19 protein-coding genes are annotated in these 18,728 nt (G+C 65.5%); 10 read left to right on the top strand and 9 right to left on the bottom strand.

Features of this window, described 5'->3' with window-relative positions; all coding sequences use genetic code 11:
* Nucleotides 1-199 precede the first annotated feature (199 nt).
* On the bottom strand, nucleotides 200-835 hold the full coding sequence (gene eda / locus ACE3TU_RS05255) for a bifunctional 4-hydroxy-2-oxoglutarate aldolase/2-dehydro-3-deoxy-phosphogluconate aldolase (RefSeq protein ID WP_374621136.1): 636 nt from the start codon (nucleotides 833-835) through the stop codon (nucleotides 200-202).
* A 134-nt stretch (nucleotides 836-969) separates the two neighbouring features.
* On the opposite strand from eda, the gene nadA reads away from it, so the two are divergent.
* Nucleotides 970-2,034 carry a quinolinate synthase NadA gene (gene nadA / locus ACE3TU_RS05260; protein WP_374621139.1) on the top strand — a complete coding sequence of 355 codons (1,065 nt, stop codon included), beginning with the start codon at nucleotides 970-972 and terminating at the stop codon, nucleotides 2,032-2,034.
* Here nadA and ACE3TU_RS05265 read toward each other — a convergent pair.
* Complete coding sequence (locus ACE3TU_RS05265) at nucleotides 2,031-2,669, bottom strand: hypothetical protein (protein ID WP_374621142.1); 639 nt, start codon at nucleotides 2,667-2,669, stop codon at nucleotides 2,031-2,033. The genes nadA and ACE3TU_RS05265 overlap by 4 nt on opposite strands.
* Before the next feature lie 375 nt (nucleotides 2,670-3,044).
* On the opposite strand from ACE3TU_RS05265, the gene ACE3TU_RS05270 reads away from it, so the two are divergent.
* Together ACE3TU_RS05270 and ACE3TU_RS05275 are read left to right on the top strand one after the other, a co-directional pair.
* Complete coding sequence (locus tag ACE3TU_RS05270) at nucleotides 3,045-3,413, top strand: YegP family protein (RefSeq protein ID WP_374621145.1); 369 nt, start codon at nucleotides 3,045-3,047, stop codon at nucleotides 3,411-3,413.
* A 46-nt stretch (nucleotides 3,414-3,459) separates the two neighbouring features.
* A complete protein-coding gene (locus ACE3TU_RS05275) occupies nucleotides 3,460-5,031 on the top strand; it encodes an L-aspartate oxidase (RefSeq protein ID WP_374621148.1) in 1,572 nt (523 codons plus the stop codon).
* Nucleotides 5,032-5,034: 3 nt separating this feature from the next.
* Here the strand turns inward: ACE3TU_RS05275 and ACE3TU_RS05280 are convergent, their stop codons facing one another.
* Together ACE3TU_RS05280 and ACE3TU_RS05285 are read right to left on the bottom strand one after the other, a co-directional pair.
* Nucleotides 5,035-5,916 carry a cytochrome c gene (locus ACE3TU_RS05280; protein WP_374621150.1) on the bottom strand — a complete coding sequence of 294 codons (882 nt, stop codon included), beginning with the start codon at nucleotides 5,914-5,916 and terminating at the stop codon, nucleotides 5,035-5,037.
* Between the two features lie 78 nt (nucleotides 5,917-5,994).
* Nucleotides 5,995-6,981 (bottom strand): PfkB family carbohydrate kinase, encoded by a 987-nt coding sequence (locus tag ACE3TU_RS05285; RefSeq protein WP_374621153.1) that lies wholly within the window; start codon nucleotides 6,979-6,981, stop codon nucleotides 5,995-5,997.
* A gap of 181 nt (nucleotides 6,982-7,162) precedes the next feature.
* Here ACE3TU_RS05285 and ACE3TU_RS05290 point away from each other — a divergent pair, with 181 nt between their 5' ends.
* From ACE3TU_RS05290 to ACE3TU_RS05300, 3 genes are all read left to right on the top strand, one after another.
* A complete protein-coding gene (locus tag ACE3TU_RS05290; protein WP_374621156.1) occupies nucleotides 7,163-9,172 on the top strand; it encodes an aldo/keto reductase in 2,010 nt (669 codons plus the stop codon).
* 138 nt (nucleotides 9,173-9,310) lie between these two features.
* Nucleotides 9,311-9,862: a TRAP transporter small permease subunit gene (locus ACE3TU_RS05295; protein WP_374621159.1), complete on the top strand. Its 552-nt coding sequence runs from the start codon at nucleotides 9,311-9,313 to the stop codon at nucleotides 9,860-9,862.
* A complete protein-coding gene (locus ACE3TU_RS05300; protein ID WP_374621162.1) occupies nucleotides 9,859-11,250 on the top strand; it encodes a TRAP transporter large permease subunit in 1,392 nt (463 codons plus the stop codon). The genes ACE3TU_RS05295 and ACE3TU_RS05300 overlap by 4 nt, the downstream gene beginning before the upstream one ends.
* Here the strand turns inward: ACE3TU_RS05300 and ACE3TU_RS05305 are convergent.
* From ACE3TU_RS05305 to ACE3TU_RS05325, 5 genes are all read right to left on the bottom strand, one after another.
* A complete protein-coding gene (locus ACE3TU_RS05305; RefSeq protein ID WP_374621165.1) occupies nucleotides 11,247-11,984 on the bottom strand; it encodes a hypothetical protein in 738 nt (245 codons plus the stop codon). The genes ACE3TU_RS05300 and ACE3TU_RS05305 overlap by 4 nt on opposite strands.
* Complete coding sequence (locus ACE3TU_RS05310) at nucleotides 11,984-12,679, bottom strand: hypothetical protein (RefSeq protein ID WP_374621168.1); 696 nt, start codon at nucleotides 12,677-12,679, stop codon at nucleotides 11,984-11,986. The genes ACE3TU_RS05305 and ACE3TU_RS05310 overlap by 1 nt, the downstream gene beginning before the upstream one ends.
* Entirely contained in the window at nucleotides 12,676-13,533 is an 858-nt protein-coding gene (locus ACE3TU_RS05315; RefSeq protein ID WP_374621171.1) for an ATP-binding cassette domain-containing protein, read from the bottom strand. The genes ACE3TU_RS05310 and ACE3TU_RS05315 overlap by 4 nt, the downstream gene beginning before the upstream one ends.
* Nucleotides 13,530-14,132 (bottom strand): TetR/AcrR family transcriptional regulator, encoded by a 603-nt coding sequence (locus tag ACE3TU_RS05320; RefSeq protein WP_374621174.1) that lies wholly within the window; start codon nucleotides 14,130-14,132, stop codon nucleotides 13,530-13,532. The genes ACE3TU_RS05315 and ACE3TU_RS05320 overlap by 4 nt, the downstream gene beginning before the upstream one ends.
* Before the next feature lie 215 nt (nucleotides 14,133-14,347).
* Nucleotides 14,348-15,445: a TRAP transporter substrate-binding protein gene (locus tag ACE3TU_RS05325; RefSeq protein ID WP_374621177.1), complete on the bottom strand. Its 1,098-nt coding sequence runs from the start codon at nucleotides 15,443-15,445 to the stop codon at nucleotides 14,348-14,350.
* A 272-nt stretch (nucleotides 15,446-15,717) separates the two neighbouring features.
* Between ACE3TU_RS05325 and ACE3TU_RS05330 the strand changes: the two genes are divergently transcribed.
* The 4 genes from ACE3TU_RS05330 to ACE3TU_RS05345 all read left to right on the top strand — a co-directional run bounded on the left by ACE3TU_RS05330 (nucleotide 15,718) and on the right by ACE3TU_RS05345 (nucleotide 18,721).
* Nucleotides 15,718-16,107, top strand: a complete 390-nt coding sequence (locus ACE3TU_RS05330; protein WP_374621180.1) for a hypothetical protein — start codon at nucleotides 15,718-15,720, stop codon at nucleotides 16,105-16,107.
* Between the two features lie 60 nt (nucleotides 16,108-16,167).
* Entirely contained in the window at nucleotides 16,168-16,674 is a 507-nt protein-coding gene (locus ACE3TU_RS05335) for a sigma-70 family RNA polymerase sigma factor (protein WP_374621182.1), read from the top strand.
* Nucleotides 16,671-17,471 carry an anti-sigma factor gene (locus ACE3TU_RS05340; RefSeq protein ID WP_374621184.1) on the top strand — a complete coding sequence of 267 codons (801 nt, stop codon included), beginning with the start codon at nucleotides 16,671-16,673 and terminating at the stop codon, nucleotides 17,469-17,471. Before ACE3TU_RS05335 ends, ACE3TU_RS05340 begins: the two co-directional genes overlap by 4 nt.
* Before the next feature lie 77 nt (nucleotides 17,472-17,548).
* Nucleotides 17,549-18,721, top strand: coding sequence for an L-lactate dehydrogenase (locus ACE3TU_RS05345; RefSeq protein ID WP_374621187.1), 1,173 nt, complete (start codon nucleotides 17,549-17,551; stop codon nucleotides 18,719-18,721).
* Nucleotides 18,722-18,728 lie beyond the last annotated feature (7 nt).

Genomic DNA, 18,728 nt, shown 5'->3' on the forward strand with positions numbered 1-18,728 from the left:
CGACATGCCCATGCGGCGGGCCGCCTCGGATATGGATCCGGTCCGGTCGATCAGTTCCATCAGGTCGGCGCGGCCCGGCCCGACATAGAAGCGCTCGCTGAGCGCGATGCGCAGATGGGAGAGGCCGATGCCGCCTTGCTGTCCGGGCGCCGCAGTCATCGCCTGTTCCTGCCCCAGAACCAACTCTTGTTTCACCCCGTCAGCGCCGCAGGGCTGCCGCCTCACGTGCCAGGGTCTCGATCCGCCTCCAGTCCCGTCCGGCCACCGCATCTGGGGGCATCGTCCAGGACCCGCCGACGCAGATGACGTTCGGAAGCGCGAGGTAGTCCCTGGCCTTCTGCATGTCGATGCCACCGGTGGGGCAGAACGTGATATCGGCCAGCGGACTGGCATAGGCCTTGAGCACCTTCACTCCGCCCAGAGCCTCCGCCGGGAAGAACTTCAGGAACGAGTAGCCGTGCTCGGAGGCCGTCATGGCCTCGGTCGGCGTGCCGATCCCGGGAAGCAGAGGGATGGCCACGTCCTCGGCCGCTTCCAGCAGGCGCGGCGATGCACCAGGAGAAACCATGAACTGGCAGCCCGCGTCGACCGAGTGCCCCATCTGGAGTGGCGAGCGAACAGTGCCCGAACCGACAACAGCGCCCGAGACCTTGGCCATTTCCTCGATCACCTGCAGGGCGTGCGGAGTACGCAGCGTGACTTCGAGAACGCGCAACCCGCCGGCCACAAGTGCTTCGGCAAGATCGCGGGCAGTCGCCACATCGTCATGGACAATGACCGGAATCACGGGAGCGATAGACAGGGTTTCGCGAAGGGCAGCGGCGTCTTGCGGCATGGGGGACCTCCTGTCGATGCTTGGCGAGAGGGTTAGGCGTTCATCCGGACCCGATCAAGCCGAATCTCCGACGCGGGCGGATTGAAAAGCCGGTCGTTCGACCTTAAGTCTGCCGCGGCCGGAGGGAGCGTGCGGTGCAACTGATCAATGCCACTACGCCGCTTGAGGAGGCCCGCGCCATCCTCGCGGAGAACTTCGATCTCAAGTTCACCAAGGCCGTCGAGCGGGTGACGGCGCGTGTCTATGCCAAGGTCAAGGACCGCATTCCGGAGATCGAGTGGCCCTTCTACGCCCCGCTGATCCTGCAGATCAATCGGCTGAAGAAGGAGAAGGACGCCGTCATTCTTGCTCACAATTACCAGGCGCCACAGATCTACCACGGCGTGGCCGATATCGTCGGTGACAGCCTGCAGCTGGCCATCGAGGCGTCAAAGGTCAAGCAATCGGTCATCGTGCAGTGCGGCGTACATTTCATGGCCGAGACGTCCAAGCTACTCAATCCGAAGAAGACCGTCCTGATCCCCGACAGCCGTGCCGGGTGCTCGCTCGCCGCCTCCATCACTCCGGAAGACGTGATCGCGATGAAGGCGCAGTACCCCGGCGTTCCGGTAGTGACCTACGTCAATACCTCCGCTGCGGTGAAGGCCGTGTCGGACGTCTGCTGCACCTCTTCGAATGCTGCCGACATCGTGGACGCCGTACCCGGCGACACGGTGATCATGCTGCCCGACCAGTTCCTCGCTCGCAATACGGCGAAGAAGACCCGGAAGAGGGTCATTACCTGGGCCGGTTCATGCGAAGTGCACGAGACCTTCACCGCGCAGGATATCGCAGAGCTCCGCCACGCCTATCCTGCGGCCAAGATCATCGCACATCCCGAGTGCCCTCCGGAGGTGATCCAGGCGGTGGATTTCTCTGGGTCGACGGCCGCAATGATCGACTACGTCAAGTCGAACCGCCCACCGCGTGTGGTCATGGTTACCGAGTGCTCGATGTCCGACAATGTCGCGGCAGAAGCCACGGGCGTCGAGTTCCTGCGCGGCTGCAACATCTGCCCGCACATGAAGCGCATCAATCTCGAGAATATTCTGTGGTCGCTTCACACCATGAGCGAAGCCGTGACTGTGCCCGAAGAACTGATCGCCCCGGCCCGCGCCGCCGTGCAGCGCATGATCGACTATTCCAGGAAGCGCGACTAGCCTGGCTCGTCCTTGTCGAAGACATGGGCCCGGTGGTACGCCACGGCGTCGCTGTCCGGCCAAAGCGACGGATCGGACGAAAGCGCCAGCCGACCGAGGGGCAGCAGGCGCTCGCGCAGCTCCGGATCGATCCGCCTTTCCGCCACAATGAACCCGAACTCCGAGCCGAGGGTCAGATGTCCGTGCGTCCACGCCAGCTCGGCAGCGGCAGTCATCGGCAGGTAGTTTCGTACGTGCAGCTGGCCTCCAAACTCGCGGGGGCGTATGGCGACGACAGCCAGTTCTGGGTGCGGCCGGGCCTCGTTTGGCTTGAACTGCTGCCCGGTGAAGGCACAGTGGTACTGCCACCGCTGCAGCACTCGGTCGTGGATCTTGAGGTAGGCATCGAGTCCCACCTGCCGATGGTGGGCAAATGCGGCCTGCGTCTCGGCCAACACCTGTGCGTCATCGACCACGCCCGCCGTGGCCCGCTGCACGATGTGGTCGTAGCGTTGCTCATCGAGCGACAGGCTGCGACGCACGCCGGGGTCGCGCACCTCACTGTCCAGACGGCTCGGGAACGGCGCCACGAAGTCCAGATACTCTTCGAGATGCACCTCGTCAAAGCCGGGAGACCACGCGGTGAGACCGGTCACCTGGCCCCTGCCGACAAACAGCACTGCCTCCGGCACCCGTCGATAGAGGAGTATGGAATCCAGGAAGGCCCTGTGAGCGAGCTGGGCTGCCCGGGTGGTCACGCGGAAGCTGAAACGCCTCGTCCCACGCGGCGTTCCTTCCCCCACAGCCAACGCAAGTCTCGCCATTTGGCGCTGCCCCCTACGGATAGCAACGCTAGCGTAAGTCCCTACGTCAGTCTACGCATGCCATGCATCTGCCAAAGCCGCTCCAGCGGCCAGATGCGGCAACGCAGCAGTTCGCAATGCCGGGATTTGCTTGCGATCGCTGCCGACGAGTCTAGTCTGTCAGGATCGGAGCAAATCAGTTCCGCCACGCAAGCAGGGAGTGGAAGCGTGCCGCACAAGTTCAAGATCGCCAAGGCCAAGGGCGGACAGTTCGTGGCCAAGTTCGTCTACAATGCCGAGACGATGCTCTGGTCGGAAAACTACGCGAGCAAAGCCAGTGCCGAGAACTGTGTCGCTTCTTTGAAGAAGAATGCGCCGGGTGCGGTAGTAGTCGACCTCACGAAGGAAGAAACCGGCAAGGGGTATCGCTTCGAGATCGCCGCCTCCAAGGATGGTCAGACGTTCGTCCGCTTCGTTGCGGCCAATGGCGAGCCGATGGTGCGGTCCGAGACCTACCGGTCCAAGGCCAGCGCGCGGAACTGTATCGAATCGCTGAAGAAGCGCGCCGCCGAAGCAGCGGTCGAAACAGAGGACTGACCGCCGGGCGAGGTTCCGTCTTCACCACATGCCGTTCCACGACAATGTGCTCAACGCCGACGGCGCGCTGATCGTCGGCGCTGGTCTTGCGGGTTTGTTCTGTGCCCTGAAGCTGGCACCGCGACCGGTCACGGTACTTTCGCCCAAGCCACTCGGCTTCGGGGCGTCGTCGGCATGGGCACAGGGGGGCGTAGCGGCCGCCGTTGGTCCGGGCGACAGCGCCCACGCACATGCCGTGGACACTGCAATCGCCGGTGCGGGCCTGGTCGACGAGTCGACAGCCGAATCGGTTACTGCCGAGGCCGCGGCACGCATTGAGGACCTTGCCCGCTGGGGAACCCCCTTCGACCGGGACGACACGGGCCACTTCGTGCTGAGTCGCGAGGCGGCGCATTCACGGAACCGCGTGGTCAGGGTCGAAGGCGACCGCGCCGGTCATGCCATCATGCAGGCGATGATCGCCAGGGTGCGCCTCACCCCCTCGATTCGTGTGGTCGAAGGGCTGACTGTCATTGATCTGGCCCGCGCGGACGGCCGAGTCATCGGTGTCTATGCGCGCAAGCTCGGCGATCGTTACGGTGAACCCATCCTCGTACGTGCCCGTGCAACCGTGCTGGCCGCCGGCGGGCTGGGTGGCCTCTATGCGGTAACAACCAACCCCCCGGGTGTGCGTGGCCACGCCATGGGCATGGCCGCGCGGGCCGGCGCCGTGATCGGCGATCCCGAGTTCGTGCAGTTCCATCCCACAGCGATAGCCACGGGAGCCGACCCCGCTCCGCTCGCCACCGAGGCCTTGCGGGGCGAGGGCGCCATCCTGATCAACGACTTGGGTGAGCGCTTCATGCTGGCCGTACACTCGGATGCCGAATTGGCGCCGCGCGACGTGGTGGCGCGCGCGGCTTTTCGGCAGATCAAGTCTGGACACCGAGTGTTTCTCGATACGCGTGCGACGATCGGGGCGCGAATTCTATCGGAGTTCCCGACTGTGGCGGCGTACTGCGCCGCCGCCGGCATCGATCCGGTCCGGGAGCCGATCCCGCTGACGCCGGCAGCCCATTTCCACATGGGCGGGGTCAAGGTCGACGAGACCGGGCGATCGTCCCTCGCCGGGCTCTGGGCCTGCGGCGAGTCTTCGTGCACCGGCCTACACGGCGCCAACCGCCTTGCGTCGAACTCACTTCTCGAGGCAATCGTCTATGGTGCGCGCATCGCGACCGACATCTCCGGGCTCGAACCGGTCCGCGATCCGCTCAGGCCCTTCGAGGGCATTTCCTGGGACCAGACCCAAGGCGAAGCCGTCGAGGAGCAACTGCGCAACCTGAAGCCCGTGCAGGACCTACGGCAGGTGATGACGGACCTCGTCGGCGTGGAGCGGAACGCGGGTGACCTCAAGGCGGCGCTGCGGACCATCCGCGAGCTCGAGAGCGACGCGCAGGGGGTTACACGGCAGTTCCTCAACATGACGAGTTCCGCAACCCTGGTTGCCGCCGGAGCCCTCCGGCGAACCGAAAGCCGCGGCGGCCATTTCCGCACCGACTTCCCGCAGCCCGATCCGACTTGGGCCCATCACACCGAGATGACGCTCGCCGAAGCCCTGGACATCCGGGCCGATGCGTGAGGCTCAGCCCTTGTCGAGTAGATAGGCTGCCACCGCGGCGCGATCCTCGGCGCTCCAGTGCGACGTGCCGTCGGCGATGACTTCACCCATCGCCGCTCCGAGCACGTCGAATCCAGGTGTGAAGCCGTCGCTCAAGACACTCGCAAGTGAGGTCTCGTCGTAGCCCTCGGCCGCCAGCGCCGCAGCGGTCAAGGCGGGTGCACGCCCGCCTGTTCCCCCCGCCGGGTTTCCCGTGAGTTCCCGACCCGGCTCGATGCCACCCAGCGCGTTGCGCGGCGAATGGCACATGACGCAGTGTCCGGCGCCGAACACCAGGTACCTGCCGCGATTCCACTCCTCCGACCGACCGGCGTCGGCGACATAGCGCTGCGGCCTGAAGAACAGGTTTTTCCAGCCCGCCAGGATCGGGCGAACGCTGAAAGGAAACCCGACCTCATGCGGCCGCGACGGAGTGGGATTCGGAGGTGTCGCCTGGAGCGCGACAAACAAGTCGACGATCTCCTGATCGCTCATCAGAGTGTAGTTCTCGTAGGGGAAGGCCGGATAGAGGTGCCCTTCCGGCCCCTCCCCGTCGCTCATCGCCCGCGAGAACTCCGCCAGCGTCCACTTGCCGATTCCCGCCTCGGGGTGGGATGTGATGTTTGGCGCAAAGAAGGTACCGAACGGTGTCGAGAGGGCCGCTCCGCCCGCCAACTCGGCGCCCCCGTTCTTGGCATCGGTATGGCAACTGATGCAGTCGCCCAGCCGGATCAGGTAGGCGCCGCGCGTGGCATCGCCGACCAGCGTCAAGTCACGAGCCGGCCCATTGACCGGCCTGAGGAAGTAGATCCCAGCCCCCGCCGTTACCACCACCACCGCTGCCAACAGCCACAACCAGACCCGCATCGAACATCTCCTGCCGCAGGCGCCACTACGAGCAGACCGCGGCATGGAGGGCAACTGAAGAGCCCGTGAGCGATCGGCTCACTCCGCCAGCGCAGCGTCGACGTCGGCGCGAGACGGCGGATGGCATCCCACTGATCGACAGTTGAGGCCGGCAACGACCGCTCCGAACTGCAGCACCGCGTCGAGCCGGACCGCATCGAGCCGACCGAGCCGACCGGGAACGAGGTCTCCGGTTTCCGCCAGGAAGGTGAGCACTCCCGCCATCAGGCTGTCGCCGGCGCCCACCGTGTCGCCGAACGGCACGGCAGGATAGACCGGCCGGTTGGCGCGCCCCTCACGACTGAAGGCGCGGCTGCCCTGTTCCCCATAGGTCACGATGACCAGTTCGCAGTTCGGCCGACCTAGGAGATCGGCTACGTACCGGTCAACGATGGCCTCCTGTTCCGAAGCAGGCAGCTCCTTGATGGCCCTGCCCTTATCGAGAGCCATCAGGTCTTCAATCGACACCTTGACGAGGTGAACGATATCGAGAAACGCGTCGAGGCGTGCCTTGTATGCAGAAAAATCGGCAACCAGCGAGGGGCGCACGTTGGGATCCATCGACAACGTCGCGCCACGCCGCTCCGCCTCGCGGGCCACCTCCAGCCACACCTCCGCATCCCGTGCCTCGATCGGGCAAAAGCCACCGATCTGGAACACCTCCATCCGGTCGGGGAGTGCTGCGATCAACCCATCCAAGGTGAATGCTCTGTCGGCACTTCGATAGAAGCCGTACTGAGCGCTCTTTCGGGCATCGAAGGTAACGACGGCAAGCGTGGTGTAGGCAGTGACGCGCTCGCCGAGCAGCGTCTGTACTCCGGCCTCGGCAAGCGGTCCCAGCAGGTAGGTCCCCAGTCCGTCGGCGCTGATCGGACAGAGAAAGCCCGTCTTGTTGCCGAGCTTGGCGAGCGCGAGGGCGCAGTTGTAGGGCGAGCCTCCGGGGTGGGCCACCAGCCGGATTACCCCATCGGCACCGACCGGATCGGAGATCAGATCAATGAGGCTCTCACCGCCAACCACGAACATGAAACAGCCTCCGCACCCTTCGCCGCATCGTTACAATGCCCGCTATGCCCGCTTCAAGCGGCAGGGCACCGCCAGCTTCAAACTCCAGACGAAAACTCGGCGAACCCGCAGTTGCGCAAGCCGCGAATGCTGACATATTGCGCCCGCGCTGGCGTCGGTCGGTGCGTGAGGGAGAACGGACATGACTGCATCCGCATCGCTGCGTTGGGGAATCATCGGCCCGGGGGCCATCGCCAAGGACTTCCGCCGCGGCGTCCTCGACTCGCGGCTGGGCAGGCTCGAGGCCATCGCCACGCGCGATCCGGCCAGGGCGAGCCTGTCCGTGGACTTTCCGGAAGCGCGGATTCTGAACGGATATGAAGCGATTCTGAACGATCCGGACGTCGATGCGATCTATATCGCCACGCCCCATCCGGGACATGCCGAGTGGGCGATCAAGGCGGCGGAGGCGGGCAAGCACGTGCTCGTCGAAAAGCCCTTCGCGCTCTCCGCTTTCGAGGCCGACGCGGTATTCCACGCACATCGCAGGGCGGGCACCTTCGCCGGCGAGGCCTTCATGTACCGGCTTCACCCCGTCACGTTGAAGCTGCGCGAATTGATCGGCGCCGGCACTATCGGCGAGGTACGGGCGATCAAGTCGAGCTTCGGCTTCCAGATGCCACGCGTCATCCCCGAGCACCGGCTGTTCGCCTCGGACCTGGCCGGCGGCGGCATCCTCGACGTCGGTGGCTATCCGGTTTCGATGTCGCGTTTCGTCGCCGGGGCGGCGAGCGGCAAGCCATTCCTCGATCCGGTCAAGGTCTCCGGCATGGCCAGCCTCAATGCCGAGGGCACGGACAACTGGGCTGCTGCCGTGCTTCAGTTCGACAACGGCATTCTCGCCGAGGTCAGCTGCTCGATCCTGCTCAACCAGGACAATGTGCTGCGCATCCTCGGCACGCTCGGCCGCATCGAGGTGCCGAACTTCTGGTTCGCCAATGGTGACCGATCCGGCGGCGACGGCCGAATCGACGTCATTCTCAACGACGGTACGCGCCAGACGGTGACCACCGGAAAGCAGCGGCATCTCTATTCGTTCGAGGCAGATGCCGCGGCAGAAGCCATTTTCGCCGGGCGGCAGGAATTCGATGCGCCCGGCATGAGCTGGGCCGACAGCCTGGGCAATGCAAGGGTGCTCGACAAGTGGCGCGCGGATGCCGGGATCGAGTTCTCGGTCGAGAAGCCGGTCCGCCGGATACACACCCTGTCCGGACGTCCACTGGCCCGCGGCGGCACCGTCATTCCGCGGCGAGCCATCCCGGGTATCGGCAAACCCGCCTCGGTCGCGGCGATGGGGTTCGAGGACTTCAGAACCTTTGCATCTGGCGCAATCATGCTCGACGCCTTCTTCGAGAAGGGCGGCAACGTCTTCGACACCGCCTTCATCTATGGCGGCGGCTATACCGAGAAGCTGTTCGGCGACTGGCACACCAGCCGCGGTACGCGCGAGGAAACCGTGCTGGTCGGCAAGGGCGCCCACTCCCCGCTGTGCTATCCCGACGTCATCGGCAAGCAGCTCACCCAGTCGCTCGACCGGCTCCGGACCGACTATGTCGACATCTACTTCATGCATCGCGACAACCCGGACGTGCCGGTAGGGGAGTTCGTCGACGCCATGGATGCCGAGGTCCGGAAGGGCCGCATCCGCGGCGTCTTCGGCGGGTCGAACTGGAGTCGTGCCCGCATGGACGAGGCCATCGCCTATGCCAGGCGGACCGGCAAGCAGGCGCCCGGCGCACTGAGCAACAACTTCGCCCTCGCAGAGATGATCAATGCCATCTGGGCCGGCTGTATCGCTGCCTCCGACGACGACTACAAGGCGTGGCTGACCGCCAACCAGTTCCCCAACTTCTCCTGGTCGAGCCAGGCGCGGGGCTTCTTCACCGATCGGGCGGGGCGCAACAAGACCGACAACGCCGAACTGGTCAATACCTGGTACTCGGACAAGAACTTCGGCCGCCGCGACCGAGCGATCGAACTGGCCCGACAGCTGGGCAAGAGCCCTATCCATATCGCTCTTGCCTACGTTTTGGCGCAGCCCTTCCCCTCGATCCCCCTGATCGGGCCCCGCACCCTCGCCGAGCTCGACGACTCTTGCGAGGCTTTCGCCATAGCGTTGACCCCCGAGCAGGTTGCCTGGCTGGAGGGCTGATCCGGACGAAATCGCCGCACGTCCCGAACGTCACCTCCGCACGGTTGACGCAAGCGGCAACCCGTGCTGCCTTGCGCGGAGGTCCGGAACCGCCGCAGAGCGCGTCCGGCATCGGCAAACGCGAAGGGAGGGGCGGGCGTGGGGCTCCTGGTTGGTTACATCCGCCTTGTCGCCGGCATCAACCGCTGGGTAGGGCTGGTGCTTGCCTGGCTGTCGCTGGCCGTGGTGCTGGTCTGCTTTACCGTGGTCGTGCAGCGATATCTGTTTCACACCACGCAACTGTGGATGCAGGACCTGTATGTCTGGCTTTCAGGCGCGATGTTCACCGGCGTAGCGGGATTTGCACTGCTGCAGGATGCCCATGTCCGCGTCGACATCTTCTACCGACCGTGGTCACTGAGACGAAAGGCCGTCGCCGATCTGGTGGGCGTGGTGCTCTTCCTGATCCCCTTCGTGTCCGTGGTGGCGATCTACGCTACCCCGTTCGTCGCCCGGTCCTGGCGCCTCTATGAGGGCTCCGCCAATGTCGGTGGCATGCCGGGACTGTTCATTCTCAAGAGCTTCATACTGCTGTTCTGTCTTCTGGTCGGGCTGCAGGGCATAGCCTGGGCCCTGCGTTCGATCCTGGTGCTTGCCGGCAAGCAGGATCTGCTGCCCCACCGCCTGCGCTATTCCGAGCACGCACCATGACCCAGCAGTTGCTCGGCGAGATCCTCGCCGGAACGATGTTCGTCGGCATCATCGGGGTGCTGCTTCTGGGGTTCCCGGTCGCCTTCTCGCTTGCCGGCACCGCGCTGCTGTTCGGCACCCTCGGGATGTATCTTGGAGTCTTCGACCCATCGAACTTCGGCTCCCTCGCCAATCGCTACATCGGTACCATGACCAACGAGGTGCTGGTGGCGGTGCCGCTCTTCATCTTCATGGGAGTGATGCTCGAGCGCACCGGCATTGCCGAGAGACTGTTGACGACCATGGGCAAGCTGTTCGGCAACCTCAGGGGCGGCCTGGGCATTTCGGTGATCCTCGTCGGTGCGTTGCTGGCCGCCTCGACCGGGGTCGTCGGCGCAACCGTGGTCACCATGGGGCTGATCTCATTGCCCGCCATGCTGCGCGCCGGTTATGATCCGAAGCTCGCGTCCGGCGTCATCTGTGCGTCCGGCACGCTCGGCCAGATCATCCCGCCCTCCACGGTGCTGATCTTCATGGGCGACATGCTGAGCGGCATCAACGCTCAGGTGCAGATGGAGAAGGGCAACTTCGCGCCCGAACCCGTCTCGGTCGGCGCGCTCTTTGCCGGCGCCTTCATCCCCGGCCTGGTCCTCGTCGCGCTCTACATCGGCTGGATGATCTTCAAGGCGATCACCGACCCCAGGTCGTGTCCGGCAACGCCCGTCCCCGAGAGCGAGAAGCGGCATCTGCTGTCGGAGATACTGTCTGCGCTGGTACCGGCCCTGGCCCTTATCATCGCCGTGCTGGGCTCGATTCTCGCCGGCATTGCCACCCCGACCGAGGCAGCCTCCGTCGGCTCGGTCGGTGCCATGCTGCTCGCCATGGCGAAACGCCAGTTCAGCCTTCGCATCCTCAAGGAGACGGTGATCTCCACCGCGACGATCAGTTCGATGGTGTTCATCATCCTGTTCGGCGCGGCGGTGTTCTCCATTGTCTTCCGCCTGATGGGCGGCGACAACCTTGTCCACGAGTTCCTCACCAGCATGCCGGGCGGCGCCATCGGCGCCACCATCCTCGTCATGCTGATCATGTTCGTGCTCGGCTTCATCCTCGACACGTTCGAGATCATCTTCATCGTCATCCCGATCACCGCGCCCATCCTGCTGCGGCTAGGCGTCGACCCCGTGTGGCTGGGCGTCGCGGTTGGCGTGAACCTGCAGACGAGTTTTCTCACACCGCCCTTCGGCTTCTCGCTCTTCTACCTCAGAGGGGTCGCCCCGCCGCAGGTGACGACGAGCATGATCTACCGCGGCGTCATCCCCTTCGTGCTGCTGCAGGCGCTCGCTATCGCAGTGCTGTTCTCCTGGCCCGATCTCGCCACCTGGTTGCCACGGCTGCTCTATCACTAGGCCAACCTGCGGGCGAACAGCCGAAACAGCAGCACGACCGCGGCCAGATGGGTCCCCACTGCCAGCGCCACGGTCAGAGGAAAAGGCAGGGACGGCCCGCTCGACAGGCCCAGCAGTTCGCCGATCCAGAAGCTCGGGACGATGCCCGCGACCAGGCGCCATGGCGTCGCCAGAATGGCGAGCAGCGGCACGGCGCCGGCAAGATTGCTGAGCTTGGTGACGGCGAGCCCCTCCACCTTGTTGCGGGCTACGGCGGGTAGCACCACCGCAGCCAATACGGCCTCACAGGCGACCAGCGCGACCAGCAGCGCCTGCTGGAACCACCCCGCCCGCGGCAGCAACAGCAACGTGGCCATGGCCGTGACAGCCCCCGTGACCAGCGCCGTGGCGGCAACGCGGTAACCGAGGTAGCCGACCTTTCCGACCGGCGTCACCGCCAGGGCCGCGATCAGTCCCTCGTCGCGATCCTCGAGAAGCAGGAACCCGGTGACCCAGCCGATCAGCATTGCCGGGATCATCAGGGCCAGGGGGACGACGAAGCGCGAAAACTCGGCAATACCGAAGCTCGACACGGCAGCTGCGTCGAGCTGCCCGCGGAACAGAGCCAGGGCCACCGAAGGCACGAGGCTGAGCCCGACAGCGAAAAGCAGCATCGGATCGCGCGCGATGTTCATCGCGTCGGCGGCGAGCAGCCGGCCAAGCCGGCGGGGCCGAAGGACAATCGCAACGCCCATCACTTGCCGAACTCCCTTTTCAGTTCCCTTCCGGCAAGCCACAGGGCGGCCGCCGCCGCAACGGCGGCGACGGCGAGCATCGCCAGAATGCGCAACGGATCGGTGGTCACGGCACCGGTCGCGACCAACATGAGGCGGAACTGGCTGGCCGCCGGGACGAGTATCAGCCACTCCGGCATCGGCTCGAGCAGAGCAAGAAAGCCCGGCGCAATGAGCGGCGCCAGAAAGCCGGTAGAACCGACCAGGTAGCCACTGACCGTACGGAACCTCAGCGCAATCGGAACGCCGATGCCGACATACTGCAAGGAGGTCAGGATCACGGCGAGAAGGAGCAGCGTCGGCGCGGCCGGCCGATGCAGAAACAGCGTCAGCACCACCGAGGCGACAAACGCCATGCCTGTCAGAGTGATCACCTTGGCAGTCAGGTAGTCGCGCCCGGCCACCGGAGCCGCGGCCAGCGCCCTGCGCACGCCTTCGTTGCGTTCCAGCATCATCAGAGCGCCCAGAAAGAAGAAGCCCAGCGCCGAGGGGTCCGTGAAGATGATGGCCGCCGTTCCCCAGGCAGGCAGCAGCGGCGCCAGCCCAAGCAGCAGCGCAACATAGATCGTCACGACGATCGCGTAGGCGGCGTAGAGGCCGTAGCGGTACTGCAGGCGCGCCTCGTTGTGCAACAGCGCCCAGGCCCGCGCGCTCACGTCCGCTCTCCGTCCATGGCGCGGATGAACACATCGTCGAGGGTGGCATCCTGCGAGTGCAGCGAAACCACGCGTCCCGAGCGCAGCAGATCGAGGAAGGCCTGGTCGTTGCCGATCCCGTCCATTGCGAAGCTGAGCTTGTCGACCCGGCCGTCACTGCCACTGACGCCTACCTCCAGGCGGTGCTCGCCGAAATGCAGCTTGAGCTCCTCGGGCGTGCCGGTCACCGGTATCCGACCGTCTGCAAGAAACCCGACACGGTCGCATACCTCTTCCGCCTCCGCCATGTTGTGCGTGGTCATGAACACTGTCTTGCCGGCGCTTCTCAGCCCGCGGATCAGGTCGCGCGTTGTCCGCGATCGGGCAGGATCCTGCCCGGTCGTGGGCTCGTCGAGAAACACCAGGTCGGGGTCATGCAGCAGGGCACGCGCCAGGTTCAGCCGCATCTTCATGCCTTTGGAGAACTGCTCCACCCGCTGGTCGGCCGCATCGGCGAGGTCGACCAGTGTCAGCGCATCGAGCGGGTCGCGGGTCTTGCGCTCATAGAGCGCCGCGAACAAGGCCAGGTTCTCCCGCGCCGTCAGTCGCAGGTAGACGCTCGGAAGCTCAAAGCTCACCCCAATTCGTTCATAGAGCGCACGACCGAGCCGATCTACCGGCACTCCGAACAGCTCCGCCCGTCCGCCATGACCACGCAATAAGCCCATGTGGATACGCTGGGTGGTGGACTTGCCGGCGCCGGATGGGCCGAGCAGGCCATAGACCTCGCCCGGGGCCACGGCAAAGCTGAGCCCGCGCAGCGTATCGGCCCCGGCATGCGGGTAACGAAAGGTCAGGTCCTCAACAACGATCATGGCCGTCCTCCCTCCAGCCGGGCAACGAAGAGGTCGCGCAGCAGCCTGGTTGTGGATGCGTAGAGTTCCGGCGCCATCAGGTGACCCTGGGTCGCGAGCGTCAGCGTCAGGGTCATGAGGCCGAGCAGATCGTCCGGATCGACTGCCGTCGTACCGGGACAGACCGGCCACAGCCGGGCCGCCTCGACGGCGAAAGCCCGATCGTCGGCGAAGCCGGCGGCAACCTGCGTGGGGCCGAGCTTGCGGAGCAGGTACGCCAATTCTCCGCTCCTGAGAACGATGTTGAGGACCGGATCGCCCTCGATCTTGGCCAGCACGAGGTCGAAGAACCGGGCCGCAACCCGACCAGGTTCGGCAGCCGCGATGAATGCGAACATGTCGCGCCGGTGCAGGGCTTCCCGCTCGGCGGCAATCGCCATGAACAGCGCCTCCTTCGAAGGGTGGAAGGCGTAGAAGGAGCCCTTGGCTATGCCGATGTCGCGGCAGATATCCTCGATCCGGGCGGCTCGCACGCCATGGCGCTCGAAATGTCGCAGACCGACCTTGGCAAGAGCAGCACTGATCGCCGCCCTCTCGATGGCATCAAAAGCCTTAGGCATACGTGCAGTCGCGTCCCCGTGCGCCAACGCCCCGAAATGACGCGTAGCCTACCTCGCGACAGTCGCGATAGCAATGACCGAACAGGTCTTTCAGTCATTGATGGGGACTTCGAGCGAGCGCCGTCTGCGGCGAGTGCTCCCGGCACGATGGCCCGGGGCCAAAAGAAAGGGCCCGGGGTGGTGCCCCGGGCCCTCCTGCGATCGTTGCCGGTGGGTCAACTGAACTTGAAGTACTTTTCACGGGCCATGAGGAACGGCATGTCGGTGCCCTCGGTGCGCGTGCGCAACAGGTTGAAGGCGGACACGTAGCTCTCCGCCACCTTCTTGGTCAGCGCGTCGCCGTTGGAGCGGATATCCGCGATCACCTCGGACGCGGCCTTGGCGCCGGCCTCGAGAATCGCATCGGGGAAGCGACGCACCTGGACGCCGTGCTCGCTGACCAGCGTCGCCAGCGCGCGCGGATCGTTGGCGTACATCTCGGAAGCCACGTCGTCGTAGGCGGCCTGAGCGCAGGACCTGACGACTTCCTGCAGGTCAGCCGGCAGCGCCTGGTACTTGGCCTTGTTGACCACCAGTTCGGTGGCAAGACCGGGCTCGACGAAACTCGGGAAGTAGTAGTTCTTGGCGATCTGATAGAACCCGAGCGCCAGGTCGTTGTAGGGACCGACAAACTCGGCTGCGTCCAGCGTACCGGACTGCAGCGCCGCGAAGATTTCCCCGGCGGCCATGTTGGTCACGGCCGCGCCGAGCTTGGCCCAGGTCTGGCCACCCAGCCCAGGCGTGCGGAAACGAAGCCCCTGCACGTCGGCGACACCGGTCAGCTCGTTCTTGAACCAGCCGCCCGCCTGCGTGCCCGTGTCACCGGACAGGAAGCCCTGCACGCCGAATTGATCGTAGATCTCGTCCCAGATCTCCTGTCCGCCGAGAAACCTCACCCAGGCCGTCAGCTCGCGCGAGGTCATGCCGTAGGGCACGCCGGTAAAGAAGCTCAGGCCCTGGCTCTTGTTCTGCCAGTAGTAGGCCGCGCCGTGGCTCATCTCGGCGGAGCCATCGATGACCGCATCGAGCGACTGCAGCGGCGGCACCATCTCGCCGGCAGCGAACACCTGCACCGTCAGGCGACCGCCGGACGCCGCCGTGATGCGGTCGGCGAGCCGTTGTGCGCCGACGCCGAGCCCGGGGAAGTTCTTGGGCCAGGTGGTCACCATGCGCCATGTGATATTGCCCTGGGCGATGGCCGGAGCCGCAAGGCTCGTCGCCACGGCTCCCGCGGTCACTGCCGTCGCGGATTTGAAAAAGTCGCGTCTCTTCATGCATTCCTCCCGGAAGATAACAACGCCGTACGGGACTCTAGCCCGAAATCGCGGTCGCCCGTCGGCAGCAAACCTGCCTCGCCCGTTACCCGGACCCCATGCGGATGACCGCATGCAGGTGATCAGGAGTTGGGCGCGGTGTCCACCGAGTTCGGCGCACTGGCTCGCGTCCTGAGAAAAAGTCGCAGGGGGGCGGAATAAACGCCGACACGCGGTGTTGGTCTCAGTACGGCCGATCCGATGACGGCCGACTGTCCAAATGGAGGGACATCATGAAGTTCGCAGTACTCGCGGCCGCCGCCGCCCTCAGCCTGTTCGCCGGCGCCGCCATGGCCGACAGCTATGTCGGTGGCGCCGTCATGACCATGGAGATCGGGGGCAAGGAAGTGCTCACCGGTCCGAACGGCATGACGCTGTACACCTTCGACAAGGACGCTCCGGGCGTCTCCAACTGCTACGACAAGTGCGCCGAGAACTGGCCGCCGGCCTTTGTCGACGAGGGCGCCGCGGCCGAAGGCGACTTCACCATCGTCGAGCGCACCGACGGCACCAAGATCTGGGCCTACAAGGGCTGGCCGCTCTACTACTGGGTGAAGGACGAAAAGCCCGGCGACACCACCGGCGACATGGTGGGCGGGGTCTGGCACACTGCCTACGAATAAGCCTCAGCCCGGTTGCCCCGGCGCGCGCCGCGCGTCGGGGTGACCCGAAGGATCCGGCCAGTGGACTTTCTCGACGAGATCGAAGCGAGCGTTCCGGCGCTGCGGCGCTATGCGCGGGCGCTGACGCGCAACGCCGACCGCGCCGACGATCTGGTGCAGGACTGCCTCGAGCGCGCCATCAGCCGACGCGGGCTGTTCGCGCCGACCGGCTCGCTCGAGGCCTGGTTGTTCCGCATTCTCGTCAACCTGTGGCGCAACATGACCAGAAGCGAAAGGCGTCGTGGCGAGCATGTGACCCTTGATGACCTGACGACGGAGCCGTCGGTGGCGCCGGCACAGCCGGGTCGCATCGCATTGGCCGAGATGTCGCGGGCGATCGACCGGCTGCCGCTCGAGCAGCGCGAGGTCCTGTTGCTCGTCGTGCTCGAGGGCAAGAGCTACGAGGAGGTCGCCCACGTCCTCTCGATCCCCATGGGGACTGTGATGTCCCGGCTCGGCCGCGCCCGCAGTGCGTTGCGCAGCTTGACCGGCGGCGGCGACGAACCCAGATTGAGATCGGTCAAATGAGCATCCCCCTCACCGATACCGATTTCCATGCGTTCGTCGATGGCCTGCTGCCGCCTGAGCGGGCCGCGGAGGTCGAGGCCTTCCTTGTCCGGCATCCCGACAAGGCGGCGGAAATCGCCAACTGGCAGCGCCAGAACGAGGCCCTCAAGGCCTTGTTCGTCCCCCTGGCGGGCCAGGCTATACCGGATCGCCTGCGACCGCGACGCGTTGCCGCCCAACTCCGTCTCGGCCTGCGTTGGCCACAGCTGGCGGCCGCTGCCATGGTCCTGCTCGTTCTCGGAGGCGTGATCGGCTGGGCCGGGCGCGACCTGGCGCGCCCGCCCGAGCGCGACCTTCTCATCGCCGACGCCGTCTCCGCGCACGCACTCTACGTCAAGGAAAACCGTCACGCCGTCGAGGTTGCGGCGACCGATCGCGACCACCTGGTCACCTGGCTGTCCAACCGCATCGATCGTCCGGTCACCCCGCCGGACCTCTCCGCCGAGGGGTTCAGCCTGGTCGGCGGCCGCCTGCTGCCGGGCTACGAGCAGACCGGGGCCGGCCCCGCGGCCCTGCTGATGTACGAGAACGCCGCCGCCGAACGCGTCACTGTCTACATTACCGCAGCCTCTGCCGGCGAAGCGCCCGCCACCCGCTTCGTCACCCTCGCCAACCTCGACGCCTTCTACTGGTCGGACGACAGGATCACCTGCACCGTGGTCGGAGCCCTGCCCCAGCCCCGCATGCAGACAGTGGCCACCAAGATCTACCAGCAACTCACCTGGCGACCCGACCCGAACTATCAGCGCGGCACGTGAGGCGAGCGACCTTCGCCGCATTGACCGCTGACATGTCAGTTGACTAGAAAGCGCCCATCAATCCCCCGAGGCGCAAGATGCCCAATCTCGAGAAGTGCCTGACCATCGAGGACCTGATGAAGCTCGCGCGTCGTCGCGTGCCGAAGATGTTCTTCGACTACGCCGATTCCGGCGCCTATACCGAGGGCACCTATCGCGAGAATAGCTCCGACTTCCAACGGATCAAGCTCAGGCAGCGCGTCGCGGTCAACCTCGAGAACCGCAACCTCGCGACCACCATGCTCGGCCAGCCCGTCGCCATGCCTGTCGCCATCGCCCCGGTGGGCTCGACGGGGCTGCAGAGCCCGAACGGAGAGATCAAGGCCGCCCGCGCGGCGGAGGCCTTCGGAATTCCGTTCACGCTGTCGACGATGAGCATCAACTCCATCGAGCAGGTCGCCGAGGGAACGACCAAGCCCTTCTGGTTCCAGCTCTACGTGATGCGGGACCGTGACTTCATCAACCGCCTGATCGATCGCGCCAAGGCGGCCCGCTGCTCCGCCCTGGTCCTGACCATGGACCTCCAGATTCTCGGCCAGCGCCACAAGGACGTTCGCAATGGGCTGCGCGCTCCGCCGCCGATCACGCCGCAGTTCCTGTTCGAACTGGCAACCAAGCCGGCCTGGGCGCTGGGCATGCTGAGCGCCAAGAGCCAGACCTTCGGCAATATCCACGGCCACGTGAGCGATGCGGTCGATCTCGCCTCGCTGTCCAAGTGGACGGCGACGCAGTTCGATCTGACGCTCAACTGGAAGGACATCGGCTGGATCAAGGACCGCTTCGGTGGCCCCGTCGTGGTCAAGGGCGTCCTCGACCCCGAGGATGCCCGGCTGGCCGTGGACAACGGCGCCGACGCCATCATCGTTTCCAACCATGGCGGGCGCCAGCTCGATGGCGCCCCGTCATCGATCCGTGTGCTGCCCGAGGTCGTCGACGCAGTAGGACACAAGACCGAAGTGCTGATGGATTCCGGCATCCGTTCCGGCCAGGACGTGCTGAAGGCACTGGCACTCGGCGCCAAGGGCACCTTCGTCGGACGCGCCATGGCCTTCGGCCTCGGGGCGGGCGGCGAGGCCGGGGTCTCCCGGGCGCTCAGCATCATCCAAAAGGAGATGGACACCACCATGGCCCTGATGGGCGAGCGCGACGTGCGCAATATCGGCGCGCACAACATCTACTCGAACGACCTGCAGCGGCGTCAGGGCTACTGAGCCGCCT

Source organism: Devosia sp., from assembly GCF_041917035.1.
Classification (GTDB): Bacteria; Pseudomonadota; Alphaproteobacteria; order Rhizobiales; family Devosiaceae; genus Devosia_A.